Below are 22,579 nucleotides of genomic sequence, written 5' to 3' on the forward strand. Positions count from 1 at the left end.
GGCACCGTCCGATGGCTCAAACTGACTCAATCCGTATCCGTGGCGCACGACAACACAATCTCAAAAATGTTGATCTCGAATTACCCCGCAATCAGTTGATTGTTTTTACGGGAGTTTCGGGATCGGGCAAATCTTCCCTCGCTTTCGACACCATTTTTGCCGAGGGACAGCGCCGCTATGTGGAGTCCCTCAGCGCCTACGCACGTCAATTTTTAGGACAATTAGATAAACCCGATGTGGATGCGATCGAGGGTTTAAGTCCGGCTATTTCCATCGACCAAAAATCCACTTCCCACAATCCCCGCTCTAGTGTGGGAACTGTTACGGAAATTTACGATTACTTGCGTTTATTGTTCGGTCGTGCCGGTGAACCCCATTGTCCCCATTGCGATCGCAATATTGCCCCCCAAACCATCGATCAAATGTGCGATCGAGTGATGGAATTAGCCGATAAAACCCGATTTCAAATCTTAGCCCCAGTAATTCGCGGCAAAAAAGGCACTCATAAGCAATTAATCTCTAGTTTGGCGTCCCAAGGCTTTGCCCGGGTGCGGATTGACGGCAAGGTAGTAGAATTATCCGAGGGCATCGAGTTAGATAAAAAACATCTTCATGATATTGAAATTGTTATCGATCGCCTGATCAAAAAAGAGGGTTTACAGGAAAGATTAGTGGATTCTTTAACCACTTGTTTAAAGCATTCCGACGGTGTAGCGATTGTGGAAATTCTCGATGAGAATAACGAAGATAATCCCGAAGTTACCAAAGAAATTGTCTTTTCCGAGAAATTTGCCTGTCCCGAACACGGGGCAGTTATGGAAGAATTATCCCCCCGTTTATTCTCTTTTAATTCTCCCTATGGTGCTTGTCCCAACTGTCACGGATTGGGCAGTTTACGGAAATTTTCGGCAGATTTAGTCATTCCAGACCCGAAACAACCGGTTTATTCTGCCATTGCCCCCTGGTCAGATAAGGATAACTCCTACTATCTTTCTCTCCTCTACGGTTTAGGGCAAGCTTTAGGTTTTGAAATTCAAACCCCTTGGCAGAAACTAACAAAAACCCAGCAAGATATAATTCTGTATGGTAGTAAAGAACCGATCTATTTTGAAGATGACTACCGTTACGATACTGGTCGCGGTTACTATCGAGAATTTGCTGGAGTTATCAATATCTTAGATAGAAATTATCAAGAAACCACCTCGGAAGTTATCAAACAAAGACTAGAGAAATATATTGTTAACCAAACCTGCGAAGTTTGTCACGGAAAAAGATTAAAACCGGAAGCTTTATCGGTACGTTTAGGACAATATACGATCACGGATTTTACCGGAGTTCCCATTCGGGATTGTTTGCAGAGAATTAATGATTGTCATTTAACCCCAAGACAGGCATTAATTGGGGAATTAGCCCTCAAAGAAATCAAAGCGAGACTACAATTTTTAATCGATGTGGGATTAGATTATCTTACCCTCGATCGACCAGCGATGACTTTATCCGGGGGAGAATCCCAACGAATTCGATTAGCGACTCAAATCGGTTCGGGATTAACGGGAGTATTATACGTTCTCGATGAACCTAGCATCGGATTACACCAAAGAGATAATAGTAAACTGTTAGAAACCCTGCAAAGATTGCGAGATTTAGGTAATACTTTAATCGTCGTCGAACACGACGAAGAAACGATTCGGGCAGCCGATTATGTGGTCGATATTGGTCCCAAAGCGGGCATTCATGGCGGAGAAATCATCTGTCAAGGCAGTTTTAAAACCCTTTTGAAATCCAAAAAATCGATAACAGGGGCCTACCTATCGGGACGCAAAGTTATTGAAACTCCTCACCAAAGAAGGTCTGGGAATGGTAATGCTTTAGTTTTAAAAAATTGCCATCAAAATAACCTAAGAAATATCGATGTAACGATTCCTTTAGGAAAATTAGTCTCGATTACGGGGGTATCTGGTTCGGGCAAATCCACCCTAATTAATGAGTTATTATATCCAGCTTTACAACATCATTTAACCCGTTTAACTCCCTTCCCCAAAGAATTAGAGAAAGTGGAAGGATTGGACGCGGTTGATAAAGTAATTGTCATCGACCAATCACCGATAGGACGCACTCCTCGGTCAAATCCTGCCACCTATACGGGGGTTTTTGACATTATTCGCGAGATTTTCACCGAAACCATCGAAGCAAAAGCTAGGGGTTACAAAGCGGGGCAGTTTTCTTTTAATGTTAAGGGAGGACGCTGTGAAGCTTGCCTAGGCCAAGGGGTAAACGTCATCGAGATGAATTTTCTCCCCGATGTCTATGTGCAGTGTGATGTGTGTAAAGGGGCGCGTTATAATCGGGAAACCCTACAGGTTAAGTATAAAGGTTATTCGATCGCCGATGTCTTAGATATGACGATCGAGGAAGCATTAAAAGTCTTTGAAAATGTCCCCCGGGCTACCACCAGATTACAAACTCTCGTGGATGTGGGTTTAGGATACTGTAAACTCGGTCAAAGCGCCCCCACTTTATCCGGTGGAGAAGCGCAAAGGGTGAAATTAGCGGCCGAATTATCCCGACGGGCCACGGGAAAAACTCTATATTTGATCGATGAACCGACTACGGGTTTATCTTTTTATGATGTGCATCATCTCTTAGATGTGTTACAAAGATTGGTCGATAAAGGTAATTCGATTATCGTCATCGAACATAATCTCGACGTGATTCGCTGTAGCGATTGGATTATTGATTTGGGACCGGAAGGAGGGGACAAGGGAGGAGAATTAATCGCGGTGGGAACACCGGAAACCGTGGCTAAATGTGAAAGATCCTACACCGGTCATTATCTTGCCCAAGCATTACTTCAATATCCCCCAAAAAAGCGGGATAATATTAGGGAAGAACACAGAGATAATAAAGCCAATGATCAAGATTAGTATTTAACTCTTGTTCGCTCTTAATTTCCTGACCGGTTTTCCAAGAATAAATTTTAATCTCTTGAAAGTAAGACCTTAACTGTCTTAATTGTTCTTTGGGTGTGGCGTAATAATTTTGCAGACGAAAATTATGGGGTTCATCCCGAATAATTGCATAGTCAGCAGTCAATAACTGTTGGTAGCTAAGAGAGGGATTACAGGCACGCAAAATCACCCAGAGGACTAAATTTACATAGCTACTAAAAGGATTGAAACTAATCTTTTTTTTCCAATCGAATTCTGGGATAATTCCCTGAAGATTATGACTAGAAAAACAAAAATAACCGCCAGTTTTACCGATGCGGCTAATTTCCTCTAAAACTAGAAAACGGTCAGCAGGGGAAATATAATCAATGCCATTAAAACTAAAGAGAATAAAGTCAAAATAATTATCCGCAAATTGTTCTAGATTTCTAGCATCGGCCACTTGCCAGACTAAATGGGGGAATTTTTGACGACAAGCGGCGATCATTTCCGCAGAATAATCAACACCGATATATTCTCCCACAAGAGGGGCAAAATACTTCGTAGTTCGTCCCGCACCTACCCCTAAATCAAGCATTTTCATGGTTGATAAACGCTCTTGCAGCAGGGTTAAAATTGTCTTTTCTGCTGGCTGTAGCGCGGTTAATTGGGCATAATAACCGACAATACTAGGGTCTCTATAGGTTTGCTGATTTTTATCCTTAATCATTCTCGATCGCTCTTTCCTACTGCCATCTTTAAGAAAATATTTAGACTATCATAAGATGCGCTTAAATTATCCAATTGGCATCAATGGAGATTTTTAGTTCTTTTGTCTTATCTACAAGGATAGCATTTTCCAAAAGTGATAAAAGAAATGTAAAGTTATTTTATAGTAGTTGTCTTTGGTGTCTGTCTGTGTTACAATTACCACAACCAGTCATTATTAACACTTAGATAAAAAACTTCAAATATTATCTTAATCAATAGGAAAAAACATTTGTCTTGAGATGATATGAACAAAACTATTTTGAGCAATGCAATATTTATGACGTTTTTTTTATCGACGGTTAGTCATGGATATACTCAGAATGAGGCTTCTTTTCCTATTCGAGCTTTGGAAGGAGATAATTGTAATCGAGTAGTTGAATTGATCTATCAATCAGAAAAATTAGCATCAAATGACTCTAGCACAAAAGTTTATTTTGAAGGGTTTTTAAGAAGAATAGGAAAAGATGAAGATCAAACAAATACATCGGGATTTTGTGAACCAGCAACGGACAGGGAAACTCTATCTATTAAGATTATTATTGAAAATAATAATGAAATAAAAAAGATTGAATTACGTTCAGAAAAATTTCCTGGATATATAATATTCACACCCATATCTTTCGATATAAAAAATAATTATATTTTAGCTCGATACTATTTAGCTAATAACTGGGGTTCAGTAGATACTGGATATTTCACATACGATCTAAAATCCGATAAATTATCTTATATAGAAGCTTGTCAAGAAGAAGATTGGGTCGAATATAGAGGCTTTATTTCTTCATTAGAAATTGCTTTTAAGTGTTCTTCTTACGGTCAAGATCCAACAGAAACATCATTTATTTATGATATTTTTAATTCTAGCAATGGTCAAGTTTATCGAGTCAGAGAAAGAATCAGAATCAAACACGAAAAATTTGGTGAAATTGTTGATTCAATGTCAATCATCAAAAGGCAGGTTTTTTAATTAAATAAATCCTGTTAATACTGTATCAAAAATTATAGCTAGTTTAACGCTATTTTACATTTATAAGGAACTTAATCGGGTCGATAAAAGCAGAAAGTATTAATTCCAGATATAATACAAAGTCGTTAATAAGAAGGTTAAAAACAGTGGTTCACCATCGTTAAGAAAATATTTAGACTATAATAAGATGCGCTCAAATTATCCCCTTGGCATCAATGCAGATTTTTAGCTCTTTTGTCTCATCTACGGCCACTTTTGCCGAATTATCCCTACAAGCAGCCAAGGCCCCTGTTGATACCCTCACGGGTTGGTCATTAGAGGATCGCGATCCGCAGGTGATCGAAAAATTTGTCCCCCTTCTGGATTGGTTTTATCACCATTATTTTCGCGTCAAAACCGATGGTTGGGAAAATATTCCCCCCTCAGGACAAGTATTATTCATCGGCTCCCATAACGGCGGTTTAGCGGCTCCCGATATGTTTATGATGATGTATGATTGGTTTCAACGCTTTGGCAGCGATCGCTTAATCTATGGTTTGATGGATTCGCGAGTCTGGCGAGTTTTTCCATCCCAAGCGCATCTAGTGGCCCAAATGGGGGCCATTCATGCACATCCGAAAATGGCGATTGCAGCTTTGAATAGTGGTGCTAGTGTACTAATTTATCCAGGAGGTGCTACGGATGTTTTCCGTCCCCACAGTTTAAGAAATAAAATTCATTTTGCCGGTAATCTAGCTTTTGTTAAACTAGCTTTACAGTACGAAGTGCCGATTATTCCCGCCATTTCCCACGGCGCTCACTCGACCCTGTTTGTCCTCGAAGATATTTATCCTCAATTAAAAGAATTGCATAAACAGGGTATGCCTTGGCCTTTCGGTATTGACCCTGGGACCTGTCCCATCTATTTCGGTTTACCCTGGGGACTAGCTATCGGTCCCTTGCCGAATATTCCCTTACCTGTGCCGATACATACCCGGGTTTGTCCCCCAATTATTTTTGAACGTTACGGCAAAAAAGCGGCCCGGGACCGCCGTTATGTACGCGAATGTTATGAGAAAGTCTGTTATTTGATGCAGCAACAACTCGATCAATTAGTGGCGGCCAATTCTCCCTGATACTATACAGGAAAGTGGGGACAGAGCGATCGCACTTGAGGATGGCTGCGGTCAAATTAACCCGCTTGTGAGATAATGAAGTGTTTTGAGCAAAGTTATCAGTACAAAGTTTTCTCTTGAGATTTGACGATTATTTGGGGAATGCAGAAAATTATGAAACTATTACCCGCAGAATGCCAGCATTTACAAGACAAAGTAGCCATAGTAACCGGGGCCTCGCGAGGAATCGGTAAAGCGATCGCCTTGGAATTAGCCAGCCAGGGTGCTACTGTAGTGGTGAACTATGCTAAATCTAGCAGTGCTGCCGATGCCGTTGTCGAAGAAATTACCGCGGCCGGGGGAAAGGCAATAGCTCTACAAGCAGATGTGGCTAAAAGCGAAGAAGTGGATAATTTAGTGGACAGTACCAAGCAAAAATTCGGTCATATTGATGTCTTAGTTAATAATGCCGGTATTACCCGGGATACCCTGATGTTAAGAATGAAATTAGAAGACTGGCAAGCGGTCATCGATCTCAATTTAACCGGGGTTTTTCTCTGCACTCGCGCCGTCAGTAAATTGATGTTAAAACAGAAAAGCGGCCGCATAATTAACATCACTTCCGTATCCGGTTTGATGGGTAATCCGGGTCAATCTAATTACAGCGCCGCTAAAGCTGGTGTTATCGGTTTAACAAAAACTTTAGCCAAAGAATTTTCCAGTCGAGGCATTACTGTTAATGCCGTGGCCCCCGGCTTTATTGAAACCGATATGACTCATGACCTCAAAGCAGATGAAATTCTCAAATATATCCCCCTCTCCCGTTATGGAAAACCGGAAGAAGTCGCCGGAATGGTGCGTTTTTTAGCCGCCGATCCAGCCGCTATTTATATCACTGGTCAAGTCTTTAACGTCGATGGTGGTATGGTTATGGCTTAATTCAGTTATCAGTTATCAGTCGTTGGTCGTCAGAATTTAGCTTTTTTATCCCAACTCTGGCACTCTCATCTCCCCACTTCCCAATTCATAATTCATAATTTATAATGACTTACTGTTTAGGAATTATCAATCGTTTTGGCATTGTTATGGGGGCGGATTCTCGTACAAATGCGGGAGTCGATTATATCTCGGCCTATCGGAAATTATTTGATTTTTCGGTGTCGGGAGAAAGGGTAATTATGGTCTGCACATCCGGCAATTTATCGATTAGCCAAGGAGTGATTCACGAACTAAAAAGAGATCTGCACAATCAAGAGGATAAAAATCTCCATTCTCTGAATCATCTCTACGATATCGCCCACTATATCGGTGATAAAAGTCGTCAAGTACAAGCTAGGGAAAGAACTTGGCTAGAAAAAGATAATATTGATTTTAAATGTAACTTTATTCTTGGGGGACAAATTAAAGGAGAAGACCAGCAATTATTCCTGATTTATCCCCAAGGAAATCATATTCAAGCCACCAAAGAAACGCCCTTTTTACAGATAGGTGAAACTAAATACGGTAAACCGATTCTTGATCGCACCATTACCTATGATACACCCCTAGAGGAAATGGCCAAATGTGCCTTACTTTCCATCGATTCGACCATGAAATCGAATATTTCCGTCGGACCGCCTATCTATTTGAGTATGTATGAAGCTAATAGCCTAAGCCTACGTCATAAGTTACAATTGCGCCTAGGAGATCCCTACCTAGCCAAAATGCGGAAACTCTGGGAAGATTACGTCCGGCAAGCTTTCGAGGCTATGCCCAATGTGGAATGGCATTATACCGATGAAGACCCCAAAGAGGATATCATAATAGATTAAGTAACTCTTTGTGAATTAACTTTACAACTCGATGATCATTGTTACCTTGATGTTGGCAGGTAGTCTAGCTTGGTTTTTTAGTAGCCTTGCTGGTGGGGGCAGCCCCCTGATTCTACTCCCCGTTTTAGGTTGGTTTCTCGATGCTGCCGTCATTCCTCCGGTTTTGACCACGGGGATGCTACTCGGTAACGTCCAACGCATGGGAATGTATTGGCGGGCCATTGACTGGCCCTCGACGGTGTGGTATTTACCCGGCGCAATTATGGGATCTACCCTCGGTGCTTTTGTCTTTGCCCATTTACAATTCAAATGGTTACCGCTAGTTTTGGGGATTTTTCTGGTTTTATCCTCGCTTAAACAATTATTTCCCCAAGAAGAAAATTCTTTTTTTGAGATTAAAACTTGGTATTTTATGCCCTCGGGATTTATCTACGCTTTCCTGTCAGGATTAGTTGGTAGTACCGGCCCGATGATGAACCTGTTTTATATCAACTATGGGCTAGTTAAAGAGCCAATGGTGGCAACGAAATCCGTTCACATGGTAGTAGTTCATATAGCCAAATTAATCGCCTACGCAGCTTTTGGAGTTTTACATCTGCCCTTTCTCGGTTACGGTTTATTGTTAGGATTAGCAGCCTGGCCAGGTAATTGGTTAGGACAAAAAGTTTTAGAAAGAATGAGTCCCCAACAATTTAAACAAGCAGTGATGTTATTTGTTTCGATGAGTGGCCTATTGATGATCTGGCGAGAACGGGGCATCGTCTTTTAAAATTTTGCTGACAAGGGGACAAATTTTGCTAAAATACTAGATAAAGGTGATTTGTACTAGCTTTGTGTAATACGCCTATAACCGTTAAATTTGCTCCTTGATTAACCCCGCAACTGAAAATGACAGAAACCGCCAATTTTACCCTCGAACAAGGTTTAGAACGCTACCAACAGGGAGAAAGTGCCGCCAGTTTATTGCCAGAATTTAAACAATTAAGCGATCGCAGTCCGAAAAATGCCGCCGTTTGGTCCTGTTTAGCTTGGTTATATATGCTCACCGATAAACCGGAATTAGCCCTAAAAGCCGCCCAAAAAGCCGTAAAACTCGATAAAGTTTCCCCGCAAAACCGGATCAATTTGGTTTTGGCTATGTTGGAAACCAAAACCGCCGGAGTTAGGGAACATATGGAACTGGTGCAACAATTAGTTAGTTTAAACAAAGAAGTTCGCCAAGAAGTGGATGAAAATATCGCCGATGGTTTAGCTAGAAAACCGGACTGGAAAAGTTTAGAACGCGTCAAAGCTTGGTTAAATGAATAAGAATATGGAATTATCAAAACAGTTATTACTCGGCTTAAAAGCCAATGATTTTCGGCATCCCATCGACCTAGAGGCCACGAACTCCCTTAAACAACTGCCCGGTTTAGATATAGCCGTGAGAAGTTTATTAGGTTCCGTCGCTGAGGAATTCTTTTACTTAAATAATATTGCTGCTAGTGTTTTGGTGGGGGAAAAACAATTACCCGACCTGCATAATCTCCTCCTAGAAGCTTGCCGAGTTCTCGACTTAGAACCACCTCAATTATACATTCAACAAAACCCCGTTCCTAACGCCTATACCTTCGCCATGCGCGGCAAAAAACCGTTTATGGTGATGCACACTTCCCTAATTGAAATGCTGACTCCCGCAGAAATTCAAGCGGTAATGGCCCACGAATTAGGACATCTCAAATGTGAACACGGCGTTTATCTGACTTTAGCCAATATTATGGTTCTAGCGGCGGGATTACTACCCAATTGGGGGACAATGTTAGCACGATCCCTGCAGGAGAGAATGTTAGCATGGGTGCGCTGCGCCGAGTTTAGTTGCGATCGAGCGGCTTTATTGGCAGTTCAAGACCCAAAAATCGTCATGTCGGTGTTAATGAAGTTAGCCGGAGGTTCCCCCAGTCTCGCACCTTTATTAAATTTAGAGGCTTTTATCGATCAGGCCAAGTCCTACGATGCCGTCAGCGCCTCGGAAATGGGGGAAATGTTAAAGGGTTTGCAGACCCAACAGTTAACCCATCCCCTCCCCGTCCTACGCGCGCGAGAAATCGATCGTTGGGCCAGTTCCCCCGATTATCACAATTTGTTAAAAGGGCCAAAAATGGGTTATAATGATAAAGCTAGTGCCAAGGGCGAATGGCGAAATTGGTAGACGCACCACACTCAAAATGTGGCGAGGCAGCCCCTCATGTCGGTTCGAGTCCGACTCCGCCCATCAAATTAAAGTAATTTCTGGCTATTATGGCCTAGAAATGGCCGATAATATTGGCTCAGTTGAGGTTTCATCCGACTAAATATTAATCTCACACCGATGAGTAGATTTTACGCCTACTGGAAGCATCCTTACTACCTACCCCACTGGACGGACAAGATAGATAGGATTGGCTGAATAAATCTAAAAACCTTATCCAACACGGTTTTTAGATTTATTCATCACACCTGAATTAGTTGATGCTTGCTCAATATCTAACAAAGACTCGATCACAGAATTAACCACAGCAGCTACGCAGGAAATCGCCACACTATTACCGGTTAATTTTCGCATAGTTTGATAACTGCCGACAATTTGATAATCATCGGGAAAACCTTGTAAACGTAGCATTTCTCTTGCTGTTAAACGTCTTTTCCCATCCACTAACAAATAATTATAGGATGCTCCCGCTCGCAAGGCACAGGAATAGGGATAAGCACTGACATTTCCTCCTTTATTTTCGTGCCAGATGGTCGGTTCACTATAAGGTTTTTTTCCCTCTCTTTTTAGCAGGCGACTTTTTTGAATTTTTTCGGAGGCATAATAAAAATCCGAAATATTTTCCTCTAAGATTTCCGTTAAAGTTGTTCTAGATAAAGCTGGTTTTGGCCAGATAAAACTCCGCGCTTCTCGGAAACCAACGATAAAAATTCGTTCTCGTTTTTGCGGTAAACCAAAATTAAGCGCATTCAAAACCCGATAATCGGTATAGTAATCTAAATCTTGCAGAGTATCGAGAATAACTTCTAAGGTTTTTCCCTGTTGATGTCCCTGCAATTGCTTGACATTTTCCAGAATAAATGCTGCGGGTTGTTTGGCTTTTAAAATACGAGCAATCTCAAAAAATAGCGTGCCTCTGGTATCTTCAAACCCCTTTAAATCACCACAAATACTAAAGGGTTGACAGGGAAATCCCGCCATTAAAATATCATGATTGGGAATATCTAGGGCAGCGATTTCGGTAATATCTCCCTGGGGTTGGTCGCCAAAATTAGCGTGATAAATTGACCGAGCATCTTTATCTATATCACAGGAAAAAACACAATCAGATTCTAAGTTTTTTTGGCGACAAACTTGTTCAATTGCGACTCGAAACCCTCCCAAACCACAAAAGAGGTCAATAAAACGAATTTTTTTACTATCTTTCAGGAGATTCATTGATAGTTGAGATTATAGCGATAGGGATATTCTCTTTGATTTTAACTTACTCAACTTTCACTAAAGAGCGGACGGTAAATATTTCATTTGCTTGTAGGGGTTTAATTGCCGAAATTGGCACAGTAACTACTGAAATTGACTCACCGAGAGCGTTAAAAACCTCTAAAATTGCTCCCATTTCGCCATTGCTAGGATGGGGGATTAAATCCACTAAGAATAACAGAATTATATAATTTGCAATTCATCTTGTTTAAGATTTTGAATCGATTCAATCTTGGAAACTTCTACAGCGATAACTGTATAGGCTTTTCCCTGATTATTTAACACTTCTAAAACATAGCCATCCTCTTGGCCTTCGGGTCGAGGACAATAATCCACGATAATCGCGTGAGTGCCACGAGACAAATTAGATTCTGGCAAATCTTCGGTTAATTGAACTTCGGAAAACATATCAAATTTCATAGTCTAACTCTTTTAATCTGGTAATAAAGTCACAAATCTTGTTTCTTTCGTAAGTGAGTCGATAATCCAATAGGTAGAGACTCGTAAGTTTATCCCGTTCACCCCTTGTAAAAGTCCTTTAATTTCATAAATATCACCGAACTTTGTTTGTTTATTTAAGGTGGCCTCGTTGAGAAGAATACGTCTTAAATCTTGTTCCAATACCTGCCAGTTGTCTAAATTATATCCTGCTTGTGCCAGAAAGCCTGATTTATCATCTTTGGGTTGTAAAACTAGCAAATACCGGGTTAATTTAGCTGGTGGGATTGTCGCATTGGGATTTAAATAAGGCATTTATATTGTAATTTAGCCAATTTCTTTATAGACTTCTATAAAATAGATTTTACAGTATATACGGGCAGTATTGCCAGGCTTTTTCTTTGTCTAGGATTTGATCATTTTCAACTTCTTCGATGAGTTTTCCTAGTCCGTAATCCTCTAGGATTTCTTCGATTTTTTCAAATTCAGCAATGGGAATCTGAACGGCAATCGGCTTTTGATCCTTGTCTAATACATAGCTTTTGTTAATTTCTAGCATTTGTAGTTCCTCTAAAAGTTCTCTAGATTATTATTGATAAGCTGAATCGTGATCGGAATGTAAAGAAAGTATTCGTAAATAATCACCTTCTCTAGTAGCAATTGCTCTACATTTTTGCGTGATTCTAAAACTGTACAAGTTTTCTCCTTTTTGACCTTTTTTAGAATTAATCTTCTCCCATTTTAATCCTTGATCTTGATATAACTGCTCCCAAGTTAGTTGAGAAATTTTCCTGAAAGTTTTCAGAGCGGATGATGCTTCACTTTTGGGTAAATTGAATAAATCTCGCTGAAAAATTGGATTGTTTAGATCAAGTAAAACCTTACTCATTATTTTCAAGTTTCCTCTCTAGGGATTCTAGATCTGATAACTGCGGTGGATGATTAGCATTCCATGTCAGAGCTTGATCTAATTTTTCTCGAAAAGGCGATCGATTTATCCAGTCTTCGTTTACGGGAGAGCGATCGAGTAAATTTTGATAAAACTCATTCCACAGTTGACCCCATTCTTTTAGATCGATAACAACTGCTGTTTTTTCTCCTGTTTCATCGACAATATACTGAATACCTTTCATGATTTAAATTGTTGTGAGATGGATATTAACTAATAACTATATTTTAATCGATGCACGAGAAGATATGGATTTGACAATTTTATCCCGTTCCCATATTCTACCGGGGAACGCTCTCTTCAGTTTCTACCTGAATACTGGTTTAAGGTAGAGCCTTAGATATGGTGTTCTAAGGCAGAGCCTCGGAATAAGAAATCATGCCGAAGTGAAGCTAACGATATAATCGGATACAGCCCAAGCTGCATAATTAAGAGCCTGACGAATATCTTCCTCTTCTAACTCTGGATAAGCCTCTAAGACTTCCTGAATAGATAACTGACTAGCCAACAGTTTCAGAACAAATCCTACAGTGATACGCATTCCTCGAATCGTTGGCTGTCCAAGACATATTTGTGGATTAACAGTAATACGGTCTAGCTCTTTAATCACTGTGGAACTCCTGAGATAAACTTATTCTGTATTGTTACATACAGCCATGAATCATTATCGCCCTAACTCTTGTGTTGGCAATGAATTGGCAATTAATCAGAATCAATCTATAGCGTTTCGCTCAAGCCAACCTAAGAGGCTGTTGTGTTGACGTTGAAAGCTTTGGTGTGTTCTTCTCGAATTTTATGAATTTCTTCAGCATACTTGAGAGTAAACCCGTAGGATTCCGCAGCCTTTTCCGCAGCAATGCGAGACTTAACTAAATAGTCATGGATAGACGTGCATTCCTCCGATAATCTTGTTTGAGTTTTATCTTTTTCTTGCAAAATCTCTGAGTGGATCATAAGTTATTCTCCTCTTTGAATAGTTCAAGTGGTGTGACAATTTCAGGTGTTGACAAACCAAGGCGGGCATTGATAACGCGAATATGCTTCCGTTTGTTAGCATTCGCTAGGTGGTTGCAATTCCAAGTAACGAGATATTGAATGTCGAAATAGCTGGCATAGGCAAGATAAAACTCGACAACTTGTTCAAGAGCAGAAGTCGGCGGTAGTAAAGGAATCGTCGAAACCAAATGAATAATTTCAGCTTTACGCGGATAGTTTCCGTTGGTTAGTTCTTGAAGCACGGCATCCGAAATATATAAATCATAATAACTGGACATCTCCGACCACCACTTCCTTGTGATTTCGGTAAAAGTTTTTAGAGCTTCACGCTCATCAAAGTAATAACTCGGAACCGTGGAATCCAAGTACACTTTTTCTTTGATGATAATAACTGATCGACAAGACTAAATCAAAGCCTGAAGCAGCGGTATGGTAGCCCCCTCTATTCTACTATCCTATCTCTGTAACGAAGTTATTGCACTGTCATGCTTGACCTCGATCATTTCTCATAGCGATCGCACTTGATCGCATTGAAACTTCTCCATTTTATCCCAAACATTAGCGGTGCGTTACACGCGCGTTTTCGCACCCTACAAGATCAGCGATCGCACTTAACAGATAAAAGTTGCGGACAGGATGCAGGTGATCGGTTACGCTTCGATATACTCGCAATAGGTGGCTGGTTGGGGAATTGGCAGCCCTTCCTCTTGTAAACCATCCAGATGAAATTGAATTGCTTCTTTCATATTTTCTGTGATTTCCTCTAGGGTTTTACCAGTAGTAACACAACCGGGTAAATCGGGAACATAAGCGGAATAGTTATTTTCAGCTTTTTCGATAATAATCGCATAACACACGATTTCTATTCCTCAATTATTTGATTTAATTTTTCCTTGAAAATCGTTTCTATTTCTTTATAGGACATCGTTTGAGGTGCGGGATATTTAAACCCGTCTTTTTTTCGGCTTAATAATACTTCTAGTGCTTCACTAAAAATAGCTTCTTCATTTCGATGTTCCGAAAGATACTGACGGAGTTCTGCGTTAGTCATTTCCGAAGGTGATTTTTTCATAATTCAAAGTTCCAATTTCCCTGTTCATCGATTAAAATGATTAGAAAGCAATTGACAGATAAAGATAGCGGTATTTTTCTATCAAGGAAAAGTTTTGTAAATTTCTCTACGATGTGCGACTCGTTGACAGATGATGGTTTGATTGGGTTTATCAATAGTCAGGCCAATCCTATAATCTGCAACTCTAATTTTATATTTATCTTTATGTCCTTTCATTTTATCGAGATAGTCTAATTCAAAAGGATTGTCAGTTTCTAACTGGTAAAATACGATCAACTCAACGCGAGATTGTATGTCTTTTGGCAAGGAGGTTAATTCTTTTAAAAATCTCTTGTTGTATTCAACCTTCCACATTTTTATTTTTAAGCAACTCTAAATATTGTAAGGCTTTTTCTTTGTCTAGGATTTGATCATTTTCAACTTCTTCGATGAGTTTTCCTAGTCCGTAATCCTCTAGGATTTCTTCGATTTTTTCAAATTCAGCAATGGGAATCTGAACGGCAATCGGCTTTTGATCTTTGTCTAATACATAGCTTTTGTTAATTTCTAGCATTTGGTTTTCCCTCCGATACAATTCTTAAAAATTGGCTGTTACCTTTATATGTTACATTTTACAAGTCTCGACGCGAGAGAAGAGATTGATTCCACGCTTGATAGCTGGAAAAGAACTCCACCAAATCGGGTCATGCCAATTTCCACACCGCCATATCGGAACATCAGCAGGAAGATGTCCTTGCAGTGCTTTGAAATCAAAAATAACATCTTTATACTCTATCCAGCTGTTATTTATCCGCCAGCCTACTCTATCTCCGAAAGCGTCCCAAACTCTTTCATTATACTCCCGCGTCCCACCGAGTTCGCGGTAGATTTTCGCCTGCACGGAAAAACCAAAGCGACCGCCACTATATTTAACCCATAATTGGTCAATGGTTCGCAAATCCTCGCAGGGAAAATTATCGATATCCTCTACCTGTAGCCATCCTTCTTTTGTGCGATTGGCTACCTGTAGCATCACGACTCTTGTTTCCTCGTCCGCTTGCTTCCATTGCTGCAGTTTTAATAAATCCTCTAAGTTCCGATAATCGATTCCTTTGGCGCTTTTAAGCTGGATAGATGGGGGAGTTTGAGGAACGGAAATAATGGGAGATTGAATAATTGTTGCTACAGGTTGTTTTTGATTAATAATCTGGTGACTAGAAGTCTGACAAACAAATATTCTTGAGGTTAGATGATAGATAATATAACTTCCTTCTCCCTTATAACCGTAGCGTATTAGCGGCAAATGACCTTGAGGTGCTTGCCAACTATAATTAATATCTTGCCAATTCCAACTATTATTTTTTTGCCAGCCTACCAAACTGCCAAAAATATCCCAATTTATTTCATTATATTCTTCCATGCCACCGATTTCTCGATAGATTTGCCCCTGCACAGAAAAGCCAAATTTTCCGTTACTGTAATAAACCCATAATTGGTCAATAGTTCGCAAATCCTCGCAGGGAAATTTCTGTATATCTTCATCTCTTAACCAGTCTTTGACACGATTAGTTACTTTTCGTACCAAGTTCGCAGTTTCCTCGTCCGCTTCTTTCCATTGCTGCCGTTTCAGTAAATCCTCTAAGTTCCGATAATCGATTCCTTTGGCACTTTTAAGCTGAATAGATGGGGGAGTTTGAGTAACGGAAATAACGGGATTAACGGGTTTTTGAATAGTTGTCTGGGGTATAGAGACTGATGTTTTTATCTGCAAAGCTGACAACACTTCCGAGGCGGATTGATAGCGTTTTTTTGTACCAAACTCGATTAATTTATCCAGAATATTCCCTAACTCATTACTAACAGGATTATTAACTAACCACTGTCGCCATACCCATTGGTGTTCCCCCCCATCGAATAAATCAAAGGGAGATATTCCAGTTAATAAATAAAGGCAAGTTACACCCAAACTATACAAATCACTGGCATTAACTGGCTTGCCATTACCCTGTTCTGGGGCAATATATTCGGCAGAACCGATAATTGTTCCTGTGATGGAACGATTTAAAGGACTGACAAATTTTGCTGCGCCAAAGTCCACTAAAATCAATTTATTATCGCTTTTTCTGCGAATAATATTTTCGGGTTTAATGTCGCGATGAATTACTTGTTTACTATGAATAAATTCTAGAATCGGTAAAATCTCTGACAAAAGATGTTTAATTTTGGCTTCGTTAAATACTCCTTCCTGTTTTAATTCTTGTTCTAGATTTTGTCCTTCGATATATTCCTGCACGAGATATTGTCTCCCGTCATTACCGGTAAAATAGGCGTAAAGTTCGGGGATTTGTGGGTATCTTCCCAAACTATCTAAACGAATCGCTTCTTCTTTAAATAATTCTGCTGCTTTTTGTAAAGTTCCTGTTCCCTGCGCTGACGGGAAAAATTGTTTAATTACACAATAGGGTTTTGAAGGTTTATCCTCATCTATCGCTTGAAATGTTTTACCAAAACCCCCTTGACCGATTAATTTTAGCGCTCGATAACGTTCTCTGAGCAGTAATTGAGAACCGCACTTATGACAGAAATTATCCGTGGGGGTGTTTTTGTGCGAACAATCGGGATTGAGACAGAGACTCATAGCCGTTTGAAAAGCGTGGGAAGATTAACACTTATTATAGAAAAAGAAAGCAAGCTAGGGCGACTCTAGTGGGCAAATTTTCTCTGATAATTGCTTGAAAATATCGATAAAAATAGGTGAGTTAGCAAAGCGTAACCCACCCGATATCTATTTGCGGTTTTAAACCGTTTCTACCAAGGGACGGGTTAACTTATCCAACTGTTGGGTTAACAGACTCAGGAATAAACCCACATCGGTGACAATACCCACGGATTCTACGGAACCTCGATCGCTTAATTTTGTCACCACGGCCGGGTTAATATCAACACAGACCATTTTTACCCCCGCCGGTGTCATATTGCCCACACCGATGGAATGGAGCATACTAGAGAGCATGAGAATCATGTCTGCACCTTGAATTAAGCGGGAATATTCTTCCTGTGCTTTAATTAAATCCATCTCCGTATCCGGAAGCGGACCATCATCGCGAATTGAACCGGCCAAACTGAAGGGGACATTATTCTTGACGCATTCATACATTACGCCCTTTGTCAATACCCCGGCCGATACAGCTTTGGCGATGCTGCCGTGGCGACGGATGAGGTTGATAATCTTGAGGTGGTGGCGATGGCCACCGCGCACCGGGATGCCTTTCTGCATATCTACCCCTAAAGAAGTACCCATGATCGCCTGTTCCATGTCGTGAACTGCGATCGCATTTCCCCCCAGTAAAGCGTGAACGTAACCATCGCGGATTAAACGGGAGAGATGTTGCGCTCCTCCAGTGTGAATGACCACCGGACCTGCCGTTACTACCACTTTACCGCCCTGGTCGCGAATTTGGCGCATTTCCCAGGCAATCTGCTCGACGGTTAACTCGACTCGGCGCTCGCTGGAAACCCCCGCACCCATAAAGGTAAATTCCTGGGTGCTGTTGCGTTGTTCCCTGGATTCCGCCTGTCGGATAGTACGGATGCCCTCAACTCCCACCATGACGCGATCGCCAGCTTTTAAATCCCGCAGCAGAGTACATTTCGCTGTTTTGCCTTCCGCACCTTCAGTGACGACGATGGCTGCATCCATGCGTTGATTTTCCACCCGCACCCATTCACAGTTAACCCGCACTTCCGTGGGATAGATGGTGCTGACATAAAAATCATCGGGAGCGACCCCATCTTGTGCCACCAATGCGGTATTGACATCACAGATTTCTTGGGGACGAGCGGCCGCACCGAGGTCGATCAATTGTACCATGATCTCCTCCATTACCTCGTGAGAGGGTGCAGAAACGCGCACTTCGGCCGAGGAGGTACTTTGGCGCTCAATCCCTAAGGTGAAGTTTAATACCTTGAAGCTGCCCCCATTTCCCACCACAACATCGAGAGCTTTATTCATAATTCCCGCGTCGAGCAGATGACCTTCTAGCTGGAGAATGCGACTTTCAATGGTGACATTAGCGTGATGGTCTGGAATTAAGGGTTCGGTGGTACGCAGGGTTAAACATTTAGCGGCTCCTCCTGCTTTTAAGAACTCCGTTAGGGGAGTTTGTACCACTTCAAAGCTTTTTGACGCTAACTTATGTTGTAAGTCGTCACTAATTTTATTCATGACGATTACTTGACCGATATTCACTGCATTACAAGCAAAGTTAACCGCATCGGCTTCTTCAACGATAATGCGTTTTTCTTCGGGAATTTTTAACTCAATTAACCGATTAGAATAGGCATCAAAAGCATCGGGATAGTAGAGGAGATAACCGCCACTAAGGGGACAAAAACAGGTATCAAGGTGATAAAAACGTTCATCGATTAAACGTAAGGATAAAACCTCGATATCGAGCCATTTAGCGATTAAAGGGTGGGAATCTAACTCAGTTCTGAAGCCATATCCTGCCCATAACCAACGTCCTTCCCGATCTAATAATGCGTCTCCTGCACCTTCAAAGGGTAAATCTTTTGGCAGTTCATGAACCGTAAAACCGTTATCTTCAAACCACTGTTTAAAATAGGGTTCTTCTCCCTGTCTTTCTTTGTGTAAAAAGCGACTGAGAACGACAGTTTTTTCCAGAACTAAACCTGCATTAGCGGTAAAAACCATGTCGGGCCAGCCTTTTTCTGGTGTGACTAAATCCACGAGCGCCCGATCTTTGAGAACATGATAAAGCTGCTGCCATTGTTGCCTAGCTTTTTCTTGGGAAGATTTGTGAATGTTGCCCTCCATCCAAGGATTAATCACATAATCCACATCGTAATGATCGGGAGAACACATCAAAAAGCGAATAGTTTCAGTCATATTTTTTGACAATGAATATTCAGTATAAGTAGTCTGGAGATAAGTTTAGACCAATCTTCCATTATACTCCACTTTGCCCCGAAATGTCACTAGGCCTAAGATTAGGACAATTTCCGCTCTACAAGCTAAAAACAGGCTTATTTTAGCCGATAACTGACGGCTAGGAGCTTAAATTATTGTAAATCCTGATGTTTAAATAACCCCATAAATTTCGATTTGCGTCCGTGTTCCTTAATTAAACTTTCCCGATAAGTTTGCCATTCTTCCCGTCTTCCCGACATATAAAAGGCATTATGAGCTTTTTTCAGCCATTTAATCGCTTCTTCGTAGCGATCAGCCTTTTTTTCGTCGAGTATCTTTTCCGCAGGAGGACGCGCGTGATCGATCACCCAGTTAGGATCCACGGTAGCAGCCGCATCCATTATCCGCCAAATTAGGTGAGACTGCACATAGGAATTATCAGAAACGACTTTAATTGCATCTCTAACTAAATTTTCGTGGAGAAATATATCAATTTTAGCCTCTGTGGAACGTCCACCGCTAAACTCGCGCAAGTAATCTAACAAGTCTAATTTTAAATCGGGCCAATCTTCCCCCGCTAAAGACTCAATTTTTTGGTAATGGGAAAAGTAAGGTTGGTCTTGAAATGCCTTAATTCTAGCAGCCAAAGCTGTATCTATATCCCCTAAAGATTGCGCTAGTTCACTTGTCCAGAGAGCTAATTGATAATAATAATTCCCTGGGAAATTTAGACCAGTTCGAGCAATTATTAGGGCGGATTCTGGTGCGGATTCATCCCGTAAAGCTTTGGCAAAAAAGAAAGCTTCATCGTTTTTAGTTATCATATTTTTTGCCGCTGCCATCGCTTCGTCAATGCGATCAAGATAGACTAACTTAGTTAGATATTCTACCACTTGTCCTGAAGCTAAAGCTAGATTCAAATATTCCTGATCTTTTTCCTGCTGCTCGAAAATTTTTAAGCGAATAGAAGTTAATTTTTGGGCATAATGGGGGATATTCCCTGACCACATTTCTGAAAAATTAGCCGATTCTCCTCGTAAAATCTTCTCTAAAACAGGATCGTCCCACCCCTGTTGTAAGGCTGCTAAACTCATCTCAAAATCGGCACTCCATTCATCTTGCCATTGCTCGATCTTTTCCCTTAAATCTTGCTTTTCTTGGGGATTAAATTCTTTACTTAAAATTGCCTCAGTTAGAACTCGATCGATTCTGGCACTTAAATCATCATTGACAGCACCGTAATCTTCTAAATCATCCCATTCCTCGATACAGGCGCTAATAATTGCTTCTAAAATAGCGATCGCATTATCTGGTTCTCCCTTTTGATAATAATCTTTAGCCTCATCCACTAGGGCATAAATTTCATCAGAAATTGGATCTTCTTCGTAGTAATCTTCTTCGATCGCTCGCAGGAATTGCCGCAGTTCATTACGGACAGTATTACGATAAGTTTTGATATTAATAGTTATCTTTCCTACCGCTTTATTAAGTGGGGTAGCTGGCACTAAAAACTTATCAATTGTCTCGATAACTTCTGGGTGTTTAGCCACTAAATGATTAAGCAATTTTCTTAATTTACTTTCATCGATCGGTGTCAATAACTCCTCTAGAGAGGCTTTTTTGATAATTAATTCTGGTTGGCGAGAACAGGTTAATAAAACCGCCACAATATGCTTACACCAACCCTCATAATCGTAGGGACAGGAACAGGAGACATTTTCAAGGTTTTCTTGGTTAAAATCTATGGCAACTCGATAGGGTTTAACCTCACTACCACTCACTAAAGCTTGTAGATTTTGCCCCCGTTGCCAAAGAGAAATAACTGCAACTTTATCGTAATAATATTGACCGCGCTGATAGGAAGCATTGGTGCTATTTTGCCGGATAATTTTTTCATTGATAGGAGGAATAGTCATAGTCAGCAAAGGAGAGGATTTAGGAATAAAATCTTGTCTGTGGCAAGAAAACTGCCGGCAGCGAGGCGGACCACTGCATCAGCAACCGAGTCCACTTATCTTCAGTTTAGCCTAAATGTGCTATAGTAAAAACACTATGGAAATTAAAAACATTCCTCTGTCCCAAATTCGTCGTCCTTTACCGCGACAAACCGATCCCGAAAAAGTTAATCAGTTGATGCAATCGATCGCTGAGGAGGGATTACGCGAACCGATCGATGTTTTGGAGGTGGATGGTAACTACTACGGTTTTTCCGGTTGCCATCGCTTTGCAGCACATCAGCGTCTCGGTAAAGCAACAATTCTCTGTCGAGTTCGTCGCGCTCCTAAATCCGTTTTAGCTAAACACATCGCTTAAGCTGAGAAGTCCCATGAATGATTCCTTATATAAATATCATCGGCAAAAATTAGAGCAGTTAATGGCAGAAATTGGCTGTAAAAACCTAGAAGAATTGAGTCGGTTATCGGGTCTATCTTCTTGGCAATTGCAGAGAGTTCGCCATGGTTTAATCGCCAAATTATCCTCTGAATCTTTGGTGAAATTAGCTAATGCGCTGCAGCTGCCAGTTAGCGATCTCCTCGCTCATTTTCAAATCCCGACGATGGGGACAGAGGATCGTTCAGGGGAATTAAAAATTCTCGAACAAGAGTATCAAAATTTACAGCAACAATTAGACCAGCAAAAAGAAGAATTAGCCGCAGAATTTCAACGTCAAAGCATCGAAGCGCTCGAATCTTGGTTAGTTCAATGGCCCACGGCCGAGGCCGTTGCCCGCAAAAATCCCGACCTAGCAGCCGTCAAAATCCTCTCCCTAGTTAAACCGATTATGCAGTTACTGGAGCGCTGGGGAGTGCAACCAATTCACAGTGTCGGTGATCATGTCGGTTACGATCCGCAAATCCATCAATTGATCGATGGTCAAGCAACAATCGGTACACCCGTTATAGTGCGTTATCGGGGCTATCGTCATGGGGAAAAACTACTTTATCGTGCTAGAGTGAGTTTAATTAAAGTAGAAATGCCGGAAATTCAACCAGCAGAAACAGAAAATGTCACCGCTTAAAGTGATAATTCTTGCAGAGCTTTAGTGCTGTGAAAAATTACCCCGTGGTCTGCTTTTATCGAAAAAATCGAGTCGAAAACCTCGCCTTAAGGCGAAAAGTTTTTGGAGCGGGGTATAAATCCCCATTACAAAACTAATG

The 22,579-nt window shown here is 40.9% G+C and carries 28 protein-coding genes, 1 tRNA gene and 1 pseudogene; 11 read left to right on the forward strand and 19 right to left on the reverse strand.

The window, feature by feature from the left end; translation table 11 throughout:
• The first annotated feature begins 11 nt into the window (after positions 1 to 11).
• Positions 12 to 2,924 (forward strand): excinuclease ABC subunit UvrA, encoded by a 2,913-nt coding sequence (gene uvrA, locus N0824_RS00580; protein WP_108935312.1) that lies wholly within the window; start codon positions 12 to 14, stop codon positions 2,922 to 2,924.
• Here the strand turns inward: uvrA and N0824_RS00585 are convergent.
• The gene (locus N0824_RS00585; protein WP_108935313.1) at positions 2,881 to 3,657 is read right to left on the reverse strand and encodes a class I SAM-dependent methyltransferase; all 777 of its coding nucleotides are present in this window, start codon (positions 3,655 to 3,657) and stop codon (positions 2,881 to 2,883) included. The genes uvrA and N0824_RS00585 overlap by 44 nt on opposite strands.
• Before the next feature lie 285 nt (positions 3,658 to 3,942).
• Between N0824_RS00585 and N0824_RS00590 the strand changes: the two genes are divergently transcribed.
• From N0824_RS00590 to N0824_RS00625, 8 genes are all read left to right on the forward strand, one after another.
• Complete coding sequence (locus N0824_RS00590; protein ID WP_108935314.1) at positions 3,943 to 4,665, forward strand: hypothetical protein; 723 nt, start codon at positions 3,943 to 3,945, stop codon at positions 4,663 to 4,665.
• Between the two features lie 215 nt (positions 4,666 to 4,880).
• Positions 4,881 to 5,780 carry a lysophospholipid acyltransferase family protein gene (locus tag N0824_RS00595; RefSeq protein ID WP_108935315.1) on the forward strand — a complete coding sequence of 300 codons (900 nt, stop codon included), beginning with the start codon at positions 4,881 to 4,883 and terminating at the stop codon, positions 5,778 to 5,780.
• A 141-nt stretch (positions 5,781 to 5,921) separates the two neighbouring features.
• The gene (gene fabG / locus N0824_RS00600) at positions 5,922 to 6,698 is read left to right on the forward strand and encodes a 3-oxoacyl-[acyl-carrier-protein] reductase (RefSeq protein WP_002757772.1); all 777 of its coding nucleotides are present in this window, start codon (positions 5,922 to 5,924) and stop codon (positions 6,696 to 6,698) included.
• Between the two features lie 104 nt (positions 6,699 to 6,802).
• Positions 6,803 to 7,570, forward strand: coding sequence for a proteasome-type protease (locus tag N0824_RS00605; RefSeq protein ID WP_002757776.1), 768 nt, complete (start codon positions 6,803 to 6,805; stop codon positions 7,568 to 7,570).
• Between the two features lie 31 nt (positions 7,571 to 7,601).
• Positions 7,602 to 8,339: a sulfite exporter TauE/SafE family protein gene (locus tag N0824_RS00610; RefSeq protein WP_108935316.1), complete on the forward strand. Its 738-nt coding sequence runs from the start codon at positions 7,602 to 7,604 to the stop codon at positions 8,337 to 8,339.
• Positions 8,340 to 8,458: 119 nt separating this feature from the next.
• On the forward strand, positions 8,459 to 8,878 hold the full coding sequence (locus N0824_RS00615; RefSeq protein ID WP_108935317.1) for a M48 family metallopeptidase: 420 nt from the start codon (positions 8,459 to 8,461) through the stop codon (positions 8,876 to 8,878).
• Entirely contained in the window at positions 8,871 to 9,758 is an 888-nt protein-coding gene (locus N0824_RS00620; RefSeq protein WP_199224869.1) for a M48 family metallopeptidase, read from the forward strand. Before N0824_RS00615 ends, N0824_RS00620 begins: the two co-directional genes overlap by 8 nt.
• A tRNA-Leu gene (locus tag N0824_RS00625) sits at positions 9,737 to 9,821 on the forward strand. The genes N0824_RS00620 and N0824_RS00625 overlap by 22 nt, the downstream gene beginning before the upstream one ends.
• Positions 9,822 to 10,010: 189 nt before the next feature.
• Here the strand turns inward: N0824_RS00625 and N0824_RS00630 are convergent.
• The 18 genes and pseudogenes from N0824_RS00630 to N0824_RS00710 form a co-directional block, all read right to left on the reverse strand.
• Positions 10,011 to 11,015 carry a DNA cytosine methyltransferase gene (locus N0824_RS00630; protein WP_108935318.1) on the reverse strand — a complete coding sequence of 335 codons (1,005 nt, stop codon included), beginning with the start codon at positions 11,013 to 11,015 and terminating at the stop codon, positions 10,011 to 10,013.
• Positions 11,016 to 11,061: 46 nt separating this feature from the next.
• The gene (locus N0824_RS00635; protein WP_002743277.1) at positions 11,062 to 11,226 is read right to left on the reverse strand and encodes a hypothetical protein; all 165 of its coding nucleotides are present in this window, start codon (positions 11,224 to 11,226) and stop codon (positions 11,062 to 11,064) included.
• A gap of 14 nt (positions 11,227 to 11,240) precedes the next feature.
• The gene (locus N0824_RS00640) at positions 11,241 to 11,477 is read right to left on the reverse strand and encodes a DUF4926 domain-containing protein (RefSeq protein WP_002743276.1); all 237 of its coding nucleotides are present in this window, start codon (positions 11,475 to 11,477) and stop codon (positions 11,241 to 11,243) included.
• A gap of 12 nt (positions 11,478 to 11,489) precedes the next feature.
• A complete protein-coding gene (locus N0824_RS00645; protein WP_024968524.1) occupies positions 11,490 to 11,810 on the reverse strand; it encodes a DUF6883 domain-containing protein in 321 nt (106 codons plus the stop codon).
• Between the two features lie 49 nt (positions 11,811 to 11,859).
• A complete protein-coding gene (locus N0824_RS00650; protein ID WP_002743274.1) occupies positions 11,860 to 12,054 on the reverse strand; it encodes a hypothetical protein in 195 nt (64 codons plus the stop codon).
• 30 nt (positions 12,055 to 12,084) lie between these two features.
• Positions 12,085 to 12,384, reverse strand: coding sequence for a hypothetical protein (locus tag N0824_RS00655; RefSeq protein WP_108935319.1), 300 nt, complete (start codon positions 12,382 to 12,384; stop codon positions 12,085 to 12,087).
• The gene (locus N0824_RS00660; RefSeq protein WP_108935320.1) at positions 12,377 to 12,628 is read right to left on the reverse strand and encodes a hypothetical protein; all 252 of its coding nucleotides are present in this window, start codon (positions 12,626 to 12,628) and stop codon (positions 12,377 to 12,379) included. Before N0824_RS00660 ends, N0824_RS00655 begins: the two co-directional genes overlap by 8 nt.
• Positions 12,629 to 12,820: 192 nt before the next feature.
• Positions 12,821 to 13,054 carry a DUF433 domain-containing protein gene (locus tag N0824_RS00665; RefSeq protein ID WP_002775448.1) on the reverse strand — a complete coding sequence of 78 codons (234 nt, stop codon included), beginning with the start codon at positions 13,052 to 13,054 and terminating at the stop codon, positions 12,821 to 12,823.
• Positions 13,055 to 13,185: 131 nt separating this feature from the next.
• Positions 13,186 to 13,398 carry a hypothetical protein gene (locus N0824_RS00670; protein ID WP_002763392.1) on the reverse strand — a complete coding sequence of 71 codons (213 nt, stop codon included), beginning with the start codon at positions 13,396 to 13,398 and terminating at the stop codon, positions 13,186 to 13,188.
• Positions 13,395 to 13,823, reverse strand: coding sequence for a hypothetical protein (locus N0824_RS00675; RefSeq protein WP_108935321.1), 429 nt, complete (start codon positions 13,821 to 13,823; stop codon positions 13,395 to 13,397). The genes N0824_RS00670 and N0824_RS00675 overlap by 4 nt, the downstream gene beginning before the upstream one ends.
• Before the next feature lie 267 nt (positions 13,824 to 14,090).
• Positions 14,091 to 14,297, reverse strand: coding sequence for a type II toxin-antitoxin system HicB family antitoxin (locus N0824_RS00680; protein ID WP_108935322.1), 207 nt, complete (start codon positions 14,295 to 14,297; stop codon positions 14,091 to 14,093).
• Between the two features lie 5 nt (positions 14,298 to 14,302).
• The gene (locus N0824_RS00685; RefSeq protein ID WP_002769523.1) at positions 14,303 to 14,512 is read right to left on the reverse strand and encodes a hypothetical protein; all 210 of its coding nucleotides are present in this window, start codon (positions 14,510 to 14,512) and stop codon (positions 14,303 to 14,305) included.
• 81 nt (positions 14,513 to 14,593) lie between these two features.
• Positions 14,594 to 14,866 carry a type II toxin-antitoxin system RelE/ParE family toxin gene (locus tag N0824_RS00690; RefSeq protein ID WP_108935323.1) on the reverse strand — a complete coding sequence of 91 codons (273 nt, stop codon included), beginning with the start codon at positions 14,864 to 14,866 and terminating at the stop codon, positions 14,594 to 14,596.
• Positions 14,853 to 15,065 carry a hypothetical protein gene (locus tag N0824_RS00695; protein WP_002743287.1) on the reverse strand — a complete coding sequence of 71 codons (213 nt, stop codon included), beginning with the start codon at positions 15,063 to 15,065 and terminating at the stop codon, positions 14,853 to 14,855. Before N0824_RS00695 ends, N0824_RS00690 begins: the two co-directional genes overlap by 14 nt.
• 51 nt (positions 15,066 to 15,116) lie before the next feature.
• A complete protein-coding gene (locus tag N0824_RS21810) occupies positions 15,117 to 15,785 on the reverse strand; it encodes a GUN4 domain-containing protein (protein ID WP_373276087.1) in 669 nt (222 codons plus the stop codon).
• A pseudogene (locus tag N0824_RS00700) lies at positions 15,765 to 17,129 on the reverse strand (GUN4 domain-containing protein); the annotation flags it as partial. The pseudogene N0824_RS00700 and the gene N0824_RS21810, both read right to left, overlap by 21 nt.
• 159 nt (positions 17,130 to 17,288) lie before the next feature.
• On the reverse strand, positions 17,289 to 19,400 hold the full coding sequence (locus N0824_RS00705) for a TIGR00300 family protein (RefSeq protein WP_108935325.1): 2,112 nt from the start codon (positions 19,398 to 19,400) through the stop codon (positions 17,289 to 17,291).
• Positions 19,401 to 19,573: 173 nt separating this feature from the next.
• Entirely contained in the window at positions 19,574 to 21,337 is a 1,764-nt protein-coding gene (locus tag N0824_RS00710) for an SWIM zinc finger domain-containing protein (protein WP_108935326.1), read from the reverse strand.
• Between the two features lie 115 nt (positions 21,338 to 21,452).
• Here N0824_RS00710 and N0824_RS00715 point away from each other — a divergent pair, with 115 nt between their 5' ends.
• The gene (locus N0824_RS00715) at positions 21,453 to 21,734 is read left to right on the forward strand and encodes a ParB N-terminal domain-containing protein (RefSeq protein ID WP_046661931.1); all 282 of its coding nucleotides are present in this window, start codon (positions 21,453 to 21,455) and stop codon (positions 21,732 to 21,734) included.
• A 13-nt stretch (positions 21,735 to 21,747) separates the two neighbouring features.
• Positions 21,748 to 22,440, forward strand: coding sequence for a helix-turn-helix transcriptional regulator (locus tag N0824_RS00720; protein ID WP_108935327.1), 693 nt, complete (start codon positions 21,748 to 21,750; stop codon positions 22,438 to 22,440).
• Positions 22,441 to 22,579 lie beyond the last annotated feature (139 nt).

This window comes from Microcystis sp. 0824, assembly GCF_003112475.1.
Lineage (GTDB): Bacteria > Cyanobacteriota > Cyanobacteriia > Cyanobacteriales > Microcystaceae > Microcystis > Microcystis aeruginosa_C.

Excerpts from the sequence above, each read along its gene's own strand:
- N0824_RS00695 (WP_002743287.1), bottom strand. The coding sequence starts at position 15,065 with ATGCTAGAAATTAACAAAAGCTATGTATTAGACAAAGATCAAAAGCCG.
- N0824_RS00610 (WP_108935316.1), top strand. The coding sequence starts at position 7,602 with ATGATCATTGTTACCTTGATGTTGGCAGGTAGTCTAGCTTGGTTTTTT.
- N0824_RS00690 (WP_108935323.1), bottom strand. The coding sequence starts at position 14,866 with ATGTGGAAGGTTGAATACAACAAGAGATTTTTAAAAGAATTAACCTCC.
- N0824_RS00640 (WP_002743276.1), bottom strand. The coding sequence starts at position 11,477 with ATGAAATTTGATATGTTTTCCGAAGTTCAATTAACCGAAGATTTGCCA.
- N0824_RS00705 (WP_108935325.1), bottom strand. The coding sequence starts at position 19,400 with ATGACTGAAACTATTCGCTTTTTGATGTGTTCTCCCGATCATTACGAT.
- N0824_RS00650 (WP_002743274.1), bottom strand. The coding sequence starts at position 12,054 with ATGCTAGAAATTAACAAAAGCTATGTATTAGACAAGGATCAAAAGCCG.
- N0824_RS00710 (WP_108935326.1), bottom strand. The coding sequence starts at position 21,337 with ATGACTATTCCTCCTATCAATGAAAAAATTATCCGGCAAAATAGCACC.
- N0824_RS00615 (WP_108935317.1), top strand. The coding sequence starts at position 8,459 with ATGACAGAAACCGCCAATTTTACCCTCGAACAAGGTTTAGAACGCTAC.
- N0824_RS00620 (WP_199224869.1), top strand. The coding sequence starts at position 8,871 with ATGAATAAGAATATGGAATTATCAAAACAGTTATTACTCGGCTTAAAA.
- uvrA (WP_108935312.1), top strand. The coding sequence starts at position 12 with ATGGCTCAAACTGACTCAATCCGTATCCGTGGCGCACGACAACACAAT.
- N0824_RS00595 (WP_108935315.1), top strand. The coding sequence starts at position 4,881 with ATGCAGATTTTTAGCTCTTTTGTCTCATCTACGGCCACTTTTGCCGAA.
- N0824_RS00590 (WP_108935314.1), top strand. The coding sequence starts at position 3,943 with ATGAACAAAACTATTTTGAGCAATGCAATATTTATGACGTTTTTTTTA.
- N0824_RS00670 (WP_002763392.1), bottom strand. The coding sequence starts at position 13,398 with ATGATCCACTCAGAGATTTTGCAAGAAAAAGATAAAACTCAAACAAGA.
- N0824_RS00655 (WP_108935319.1), bottom strand. The coding sequence starts at position 12,384 with ATGAGTAAGGTTTTACTTGATCTAAACAATCCAATTTTTCAGCGAGAT.
- N0824_RS00630 (WP_108935318.1), bottom strand. The coding sequence starts at position 11,015 with ATGAATCTCCTGAAAGATAGTAAAAAAATTCGTTTTATTGACCTCTTT.
- N0824_RS00715 (WP_046661931.1), top strand. The coding sequence starts at position 21,453 with ATGTGCTATAGTAAAAACACTATGGAAATTAAAAACATTCCTCTGTCC.
- N0824_RS00685 (WP_002769523.1), bottom strand. The coding sequence starts at position 14,512 with ATGAAAAAATCACCTTCGGAAATGACTAACGCAGAACTCCGTCAGTAT.
- N0824_RS00645 (WP_024968524.1), bottom strand. The coding sequence starts at position 11,810 with ATGCCTTATTTAAATCCCAATGCGACAATCCCACCAGCTAAATTAACC.
- N0824_RS00585 (WP_108935313.1), bottom strand. The coding sequence starts at position 3,657 with ATGATTAAGGATAAAAATCAGCAAACCTATAGAGACCCTAGTATTGTC.
- fabG (WP_002757772.1), top strand. The coding sequence starts at position 5,922 with ATGCAGAAAATTATGAAACTATTACCCGCAGAATGCCAGCATTTACAA.
- N0824_RS00605 (WP_002757776.1), top strand. The coding sequence starts at position 6,803 with ATGACTTACTGTTTAGGAATTATCAATCGTTTTGGCATTGTTATGGGG.
- N0824_RS00720 (WP_108935327.1), top strand. The coding sequence starts at position 21,748 with ATGAATGATTCCTTATATAAATATCATCGGCAAAAATTAGAGCAGTTA.
- N0824_RS00660 (WP_108935320.1), bottom strand. The coding sequence starts at position 12,628 with ATGAAAGGTATTCAGTATATTGTCGATGAAACAGGAGAAAAAACAGCA.